The organism is Promicromonospora kroppenstedtii DSM 19349, assembly GCF_000515355.1.
In the GTDB taxonomy this organism is placed as follows: domain Bacteria; phylum Actinomycetota; class Actinomycetes; order Actinomycetales; family Cellulomonadaceae; genus Promicromonospora; species Promicromonospora kroppenstedtii.
In genome coordinates this window covers 58,837-65,861 of sequence record NZ_KI911686.1, presented here as the reverse complement: position 1 = coordinate 65,861, position 7,025 = coordinate 58,837, and the positions used below count along the sequence as shown (strand labels likewise).

General features: G+C 71.9%; 7 protein-coding genes and 1 riboswitch. Of the genes, 4 read left to right on the top strand and 3 right to left on the bottom strand.

Annotated elements, in window-relative coordinates; all coding sequences use genetic code 11:
* Positions 1-228 precede the first annotated feature (228 nt).
* A riboswitch (cyclic di-AMP (ydaO/yuaA leader) is annotated at positions 229-380 on the bottom strand.
* Between the two features lie 119 nt (positions 381-499).
* The gene (locus PROKR_RS14920) at positions 500-1,438 is read right to left on the bottom strand and encodes an NADP-dependent oxidoreductase (protein ID WP_036964648.1); all 939 of its coding nucleotides are present in this window, start codon (positions 1,436-1,438) and stop codon (positions 500-502) included.
* Positions 1,439-1,562: 124 nt separating this feature from the next.
* Between PROKR_RS14920 and PROKR_RS14915 the strand changes: the two genes are divergently transcribed.
* Positions 1,563-2,084 (top strand): MarR family winged helix-turn-helix transcriptional regulator, encoded by a 522-nt coding sequence (locus PROKR_RS14915; protein WP_036964434.1) that lies wholly within the window; start codon positions 1,563-1,565, stop codon positions 2,082-2,084.
* 152 nt (positions 2,085-2,236) lie between these two features.
* On the opposite strand, the gene eno is transcribed toward PROKR_RS14915, so the two are convergent.
* On the bottom strand, positions 2,237-3,544 hold the full coding sequence (gene eno, locus PROKR_RS14910) for a phosphopyruvate hydratase (protein ID WP_036964433.1): 1,308 nt from the start codon (positions 3,542-3,544) through the stop codon (positions 2,237-2,239).
* 150 nt (positions 3,545-3,694) lie between these two features.
* Between eno and PROKR_RS14905 the strand changes: the two genes are divergently transcribed.
* Positions 3,695-4,117 (top strand): MarR family winged helix-turn-helix transcriptional regulator, encoded by a 423-nt coding sequence (locus PROKR_RS14905; protein WP_036964432.1) that lies wholly within the window; start codon positions 3,695-3,697, stop codon positions 4,115-4,117.
* Positions 4,118-4,214: 97 nt separating this feature from the next.
* Here the strand turns inward: PROKR_RS14905 and PROKR_RS30790 are convergent, their stop codons facing one another.
* A complete protein-coding gene (locus PROKR_RS30790) occupies positions 4,215-5,195 on the bottom strand; it encodes a phosphotransferase family protein (RefSeq protein WP_051433021.1) in 981 nt (326 codons plus the stop codon).
* An 88-nt stretch (positions 5,196-5,283) separates the two neighbouring features.
* On the opposite strand from PROKR_RS30790, the gene cmtR reads away from it, so the two are divergent.
* The gene (gene cmtR, locus PROKR_RS14890; protein WP_036964429.1) at positions 5,284-5,706 is read left to right on the top strand and encodes a Cd(II)/Pb(II)-sensing metalloregulatory transcriptional regulator CmtR; all 423 of its coding nucleotides are present in this window, start codon (positions 5,284-5,286) and stop codon (positions 5,704-5,706) included.
* On the top strand, positions 5,703-7,025 hold a 1,323-nt coding region (locus PROKR_RS37445; protein ID WP_425414901.1), incomplete at its 3' end, for a heavy metal translocating P-type ATPase. The genes cmtR and PROKR_RS37445, both read left to right, overlap by 4 nt.

Below are 7,025 nucleotides of genomic sequence, written 5' to 3'. Positions count from 1 at the left end.
ATCTTCAGGGGCAGCCGCCCCAGGACCGAGGGCCGCGGGTGCCGCACCGGGGCGGCGGCGTGCCGGCCCTTGCTGTGGCGCCCGCCGCCCCGTCGCGCCGCACGCCCCGTGGGCTCCGGCAGGGACCGCTCGCGCCCGTGCCTCATCGGGTTCCCCGGGATCGGGTGCGGCACGGCAGGACTGGCTGACCGGGGACGCGTACGCGCCCGGGGAAAGTCGATGGCATGGAGCATCTCCCGGCGCCTGCGAGGTTAGCTGTCGGGTTCGGGTCGGAGACTGACCCGGCCGGCGGCCGAAACCGCACGACTCCACCCCGAGGACACCTAGGTGTCCAAAAGTGGGTCCCCCGTCCCTGTCATGTGGTTCGTCGGTACCCCCGGCGGTGACAGGGCTCGGCGCCCGCCGGGACGTCCCGCAGTGCTACGGGCCGCAATGAATGTACCCCGCTCTGGCAAACATGTCACGAAATAGTAACGAAGGCCGGATGTGGGCAGACCCGTCAGACGGCGGGCGGGACCACCACGACCTTGCCGTAGACCTGCCCCGCGTCGGCCTGCTCGTGGATCGCGGGCAGCTCGTCCAGCGGCACGCGCCGGGCGATCTCGACGTGCAGGTCGCCGCTGTCGACCAGGGCGACCAGGCCCGAGAGCACCTCGGCGTCGGGGTGGACGAAGACTGTCGCCGCGCGCACGTCCCGCTCCTCGTCGCCGGGAGTCTCCACCCTCGGCGTCGTGGAGACGACGACACCGCCGTCGCGGACCCGGGCAGCCAGGGCCGCGAATCCCTCGGGGGTGATCGGGGCCAGGTTGAGCAGCACGTCGACGGGCTCGGTCACCGCGTCGAGCACCGGGCCCGCCGTGTGGTCGACGATCTCGTCCGCCCCGGCCGCCTTGACGATCTCGGCGCTGCGCGGGCTCGCCGTCGCGATGACATACGCACCGGCGCGCTTGGCGAGCTGCACGGCGTAGCCGCCCACCGGGCCACCGGCGCCGTTGATCAGCAGACGCTGCCCGGCCCGGAGCTCGCCGGCCTCGAACAACGCCTGCCAGGCGGTGAGCCCCACCGACGGCAGCCCGGCGGCGTCCGCCAGCGGGATCCGCGTCGGGGCCGCGACCAGGGCACCCGCCGGCGCGACGACGTACTGGGCCGCCGCTCCGTCGGCCGCCATCGGAAGGAACCCGACGACGTCCTGCCCCACAGCAACGCCCTCCACCCCGTCGCCGAGCACGTCGACCGTGCCGGAGACGTCGTAGCCCGGGACGTGCGGCAGCGTGATCGGGATCGGCAGGAACCCGCCGCGCATGCCGCCGTCGGCCGGGTTGAACGCCGAACCGGCGACACGGACGAGCACCTCGCCGGTGCCGGGAACCGGCTGGTCGACGTCCTCGTAGCGCAGAACCTCGGAGCCGCCCGTCTCGTGGAACCGAACTGCCTTCATGATGCCGCTCCCTTCAGCCATGTGCTTCGGATTCGAAGCAACTGTCGAGCACGCTAGCACTGCTTCAAATTGGAAGCAAGTACTTCGAGTTGGAAGCACTGAACGGCCTGGCTAGGCTGGAGAGGTGACCTCGACGCCCCCGCCCCTCGATACGACGCAGCTGGGCGCCTACTTCGCCCTGATCGAGGCGAGCAGCCTGCTGAAGCACTCCGTCGAGCAGCAGCTACGCGACGCCGGAGACCTCAGCTACGTCCAGTTCCAGCTCCTGGCGACCCTCGGGGACGCCCCGACGGGCAGCCGGCGGATGACCGACCTGGCCGACGGCGTCGTCTACAGCCGCAGCGGGCTGACCTACCAGGCCCAGACGCTGGAGAAGCGGGGACTCGTGACCCGCTCGCAGTCCGCGGACGACGAGCGCGGCGTCACCGTCACCATCACCGACGACGGGCGCGCCGTGCTCGCGGAGGTCTTCCCGGGCCATGTCGGCCTGCTCGACGACCTGCTGTTCGCCCCGCTGTCCCGCGCCGACGTCGAGACGCTCGCCGACATCCTCGGGCGAGCGCGCGACCACATGCGGCAGACGCCGCCGCGGTCGGCGGGGGCGCGGCGGCGTCGGAAGGCTGCGGTGACGGACGACTCGCAATGAGGTACACCCTCTCGGTCGAGGCCACCCAACCGCGGGAGCGAGCGGACCGGACGCTCGCCGACGCCGCACACCTGCCGAAGCGGCTGCGCGGCGCGGCGGACTGACCGAGCAGGGCTCCGCGATCACGGTCGCGAGACCTACCCAGGGCGTGGTCACGCCCGTGCGAACGCCGAACGCCCCGCGAACCGGGCCGACTCCCCCAGCTCCTCCTCGATCCGGATCAGCTGGTTGTACTTCGCCGTCCGGTCCGACCGCGACAGCGAGCCGGTCTTGATCTGACCGCAGCCGGTCGCCACCGCCAGGTCCGCGATGGTCGTGTCCTCCGTCTCGCCCGACCGGTGCGACATGACGACCGCCCAGCCGGCCTCGTGCGCCGTGCTCACCGTCGCGAGCGCCTCGGTCAGGGTGCCGATCTGGTTCACCTTGACCAGGACCGAGTTGGCGACCCCGGTCCGGATCCCCTCGCGGACCAGCGCCTCGTTCGTGCAGAAGACGTCGTCGCCGGTGAGCTGGCAGCGGTCCCCGACGCGGGCCGTGAGCGCGCGCCAGCCGTCCAGGTCGTTCTCGGCCATGGGGTCCTCGACGGACACCACCGGGTAGGCGCCGATGAGCCCGGCCAGGTAGTCGGCGTGCTCGGCGGGCGTACGGCGCACACCCTCGCCCGCGTAGTCGTACACCCCGTCGCGGAAGAACTCCGACGACGCCGGGTCCATGACCAGCCCGACGTCGACGCCGGGCTGGTAGCCGGTGCGCTCGATCGCGGCCACCACGAAGTCGAGGGCCTCCTCGGCGGTCCGCAGCGCGGGCGCGAACCCGCCCTCGTCGCCGACGCCCGTGGAGTGGCCGGCTGCCAGCAGGTCGCGGCGCAGGGTGTGGAACACCTCGCTGCCCATGCGAACCGCCTCGGCGAAGGTGTCCGCGCCGAGGGGCGCGATCATGAACTCCTGGAAGTCCAGCGGGTTGTCGGCGTGGGCGCCGCCGTTGACGATGTTCATCATCGGCAGCGGCAGCAGGTGTGCGGCGTCCCCGCCGAGGTAGCGGTAGAGGGGCTGGCCGTGGGCCACGGCGGCGGCCTTGGCGGTGGCCAGCGAGACGCCGAGGATGGCGTTGGCACCGAGCCGCGACTTCGTGGCCGTGCCGTCGAGCTCGATCAGTACGGCGTCGAGGCCGGCCTGGTCCGCCGCGTCCCGGCCGCGCACTGCTGCCGCGATCTCGCCGTTGACGTGGCCGACGGCGCGGTCCACGCCCTTCCCGTGCCAGCGCGCGGGGTCACCGTCGCGCAGCTCCAGGGCCTCCCGGGCGCCGGTCGAGGCGCCCGAGGGGACCATCGCGCGTCCCAGGGATCCATCCGTCAGCACGACGTCGACCTCGACCGTCGGGTTGCCCCGGCTGTCGAGGACCCGACGGGCTCGCACCGTCTCGATCGCGGCGCTGACGGTTCCGGCTGTTGTTGCGGACATGGGAGTCCTTCCCGTTGTCGTGTGCCGGGCACGGCTGCGACGACGCTGGCGCTGAGCCCGACAGCGCCAAACCATACAGCAAAACTGTGCAGTTTAGGTGTACAGGTTAGGTGCACAGTTCCCCTGGGCACCGAAAAGGTAAACTGACCTGTGCCCACCCCGGAGTCAGCCGCCACCGCCGCCGAGCTGCGTACCGCGATGGGCAAGCTCACCCGGCGCGTCAAGCACGAGGACCGCATCCCGCTCGGCCAGATCGCGGTGCTCGGCGTGCTCGACCGCGACGGCGCCATGACCACCAGCGACCTCGCCGCCGACCAGCGTGTACGCCCGCAGTCGATGGCCCGCGTCGTCGGCCTGCTGATGGAGCAGGGCCTGATCACCCGCCGGGCGCACCCGACGGACGGCCGCAAGTCACTGGCCGAGCTGACCGACGCCGGCCGCGCCGCACTCGAGGCGGAGCGCGGCCGCAGGGCGGGCTGGCTGGCGCAGGCCATCGAGGCCGAGCTCACGGACGAGGAGCAGGCGGTGCTGGCCCGGAGTGCGGTCCTGCTGGAGCGGCTGGCGACGCACTAGGGGTCGGTGATCACCTTGTCGGCGACCGCGGGACCACGGATGGTCAGGCCCCGATTCAAAGCACGTCATGAATGCCGCCCGACGGCGGCGCACGTGTTCAGCCGAGACGGTGCAGCGCCTGCTCCACGGCGATCTCGACACGAGCCGTCATGCCCAACACGTCGACCGGACGGCGCCCGGCTACCTGACGGGAGATCGACTGTGGCCCGTTGTCGTCGTGGTGCAGGAGACTGTACAAGTCCCACCACGGGTCAAGCGGGACACCCGCGATCGATTCGTAGCGCGAGCGGAGCTCCTCTGCCCAGTCGGGCGAGTAGAGCGACGCCAGGTACCGCCGACACTGTCCGACGTCGATGGCGCGAGACCCTCGGTGGATGCTGTTCCAGTCGGTGAGTCCGGTGATCTTCCCACGTGACCACAGCAGGTTGACGGGCAGGTAGTCGCAGTGCAGGAAGACGGCATCATCCCCGGGCGGAGGTAACTCCATGGCATCGAACGCGGCTTTCCAGATCGCAGGTTTCTGCGCGCCGACCGGAACCTGAAACCGACCACGAGGTGCGATCCATGAGTCGGCCCAAGCCCGGAATGCCGGCGCCGGGAGGTCGACGGAATGGAGCCGGGCAGCGAACTTGGCGATCCGCTCGGTCCACGGTCGGCGCTCCGTCGGGTTGAGGTGAACGTGGCCGGGCAGCCGTGTCATCAGCAACGACGGCGCTCCGTGGGTGGCAACGCCGGCAACGTCGGTGGCCAGGAGCGTCGGGACCGGGAGCCCGCTGCCCGCCACCACCTCGAGGTTGGCGATCTCCTTCTCCATGGCGGTCCGAAGCGCGATGCTTCCAGCCGGGTACTGCCGCAGCACCACGAAGACTCGCGCGTCGCGTCGCTCAACCGTCAGACGATGGACAGCGGAGTTGACGCCACCGGTCAACCGCCTGTGTCCGACGACGCGACTTCCTCGGCCCATGGAAGCGGCCACCCAGTCCAGAGTTTCGGCCGAGGGCCGACGTCGGAAGAACGTGTCCTCTCGCCAGTCGCCCTCGACCGTCGGGTCCTGGCCGGCCACGCCGTCACTGGTCATGCACGCAAACCTACTGAGGCCGCCGAACCTGAGCAGCGCCTCCGGATCCTGGCTCCCGAATGGTCAGCACACACTGTATGGTCAGCGCATGCTGACCATAGCCTCGCGCCTGGACGTGCTGAACCGGCTGGGCCGCGCGATGGCCGACCCGACCCGTTCCCGCATCCTGCTCTCGCTCCTGGACGCGCCCGGGTACCCGGCACAGCTCTCCCGCGACCTGGGCCTGACCCGCTCGAACGTGTCGAACCACCTGGCGTGCCTGCGCGGGTGCGGCATCGTCGTCGCCACGCCGGAGGGACGCCAGACCCGGTACGAGATCGCCGACCCGCACCTGACCCGCGCGATCGGCGAGCTGGTCAGGACCATCCTCGCGGTCGACGACGGCGCCCCGTGCGCGGACGAGAACTGCGACGTCCCGCTGTGCTGCGGGCCGGGGGCGGAGACCATGCCTGACGCTGCTGCCGAGGCTGCGGCCGAGCTCGGGCGCGAGGCGCGGAACGTGCTGCGGTGAACGACATCTGCTGCGGCCCCGATCCCCAGGAGACTCCTCGGCAGCGCGGGCTCGCGATACCTGTGCGCGACGTCTCCGGAACCTCCGGCCAGGAGGACGACGAGCACGACCTCGGGCAGGGCGACGAGGACGCGGGCCCCTGGTGGCGCGACCCGGGCATGCTGCTGCCGATCGCCTCCGGCGTGCTCCTGGCGGTGGGCTACACCCTGGAGCGGACCGGCGTCACGACCGCCTCCGTCGTCGTGCTCGCCCTGTCCCTGCTGGCCGGGGCCTGGACCTTCGTCCCCGGGGCGGTCCGGCGGCTGGTGCGCGGGCGCCTCGGCGTGAGCCTGCTGATGACGATCGCCGCCGTCGGCGCGGTGCTGCTCGGGCACGTGGGCGAGGCCGCCGCGCTGGCGTTCCTGTTCTCCATCGCCGAGGCCCTGGAGGACCGGGCGATGGACCGCGCCCGCGACGGGCTGCGGGCGCTGCTGTCCCTGATCCCGCAGACGGCGACCATCTCCCGGCTGTCCGGAGAGGAGACCATCCCCGCCGTCGACCTGCAGGAGCTGGACATCCTCGTAGTACGGCCCGGCGAGCGGGTCGCGACCGACGGCGTGGTCGTGACCGGAACGAGCAGCATCGACACCTCCGCGATCACCGGCGAGTCCATCCCCGTCGAGGTCGGCCCGGGGGACGCCGTCCCCGCCGGTTCGATCAACGGGGGCGGCGCACTGCAGATCGAGGCCACGGCAGCCGGCCGGGACAACTCGCTGACCACCGTCGTCCACCTGGTCGAGCAGGCCCACGCCCGCAAGGGCGAGCGCGCCCGCCTGGCCGACCGGATCGCCAGGCCGCTCGTCCCGGCCGTCCTCGTGCTCGCGGCACTGGTCGTCATCTTCGGGTTCATCGTGGGCGACCCCGCCCTGTGGACCGAACGTGGGCTCGTCGTGCTCGTGGCCGCCTCGCCGTGCGCGCTGGCCATCGCGGTACCGGTCACCGTGATCTCGGCGATCGGGTCGGCCAGCCGGTTCGGCGTGGTCATCAGGTCCGGGCAGGCCTTCGAGCAGCTCGGCACGGTCCGGACCGTCGCCTTCGACAAGACCGGAACCTTGACGCGCGGCACGCCCGAGGTCGTCGCGGTCGAGACGACCGGGGAGCACGACCGGGATCAGCTGCTCGCCGTGGCCGCCGGCCTGGAGGCGCACAGCACCCACCCTCTGGCCGCCGCGATCGTCGCCGCCGCGCCCGAGGCCGCCCGGCTCACCGAGGTCACCGAGCACCCCGGCCAGGGCATCACCGGGTTCCTGGGCGACGACGCGGGCACGCCCGCGAGCGCC

What these genes read in the sequence shown, in the direction of transcription:
- PROKR_RS14920 (WP_036964648.1), bottom strand. Translation starts at nt 1,438, where the DNA reads ATGAAGGCAGTTCGGTTCCACGAGACGGGCGGCTCCGAGGTTCTGCGC.
- eno (WP_036964433.1), bottom strand. Translation starts at nt 3,544, where the DNA reads ATGTCCGCAACAACAGCCGGAACCGTCAGCGCCGCGATCGAGACGGTG.
- PROKR_RS30790 (WP_051433021.1), bottom strand. Translation starts at nt 5,195, where the DNA reads ATGACCAGTGACGGCGTGGCCGGCCAGGACCCGACGGTCGAGGGCGAC.
- cmtR (WP_036964429.1), top strand. Translation starts at nt 5,284, where the DNA reads ATGCTGACCATAGCCTCGCGCCTGGACGTGCTGAACCGGCTGGGCCGC.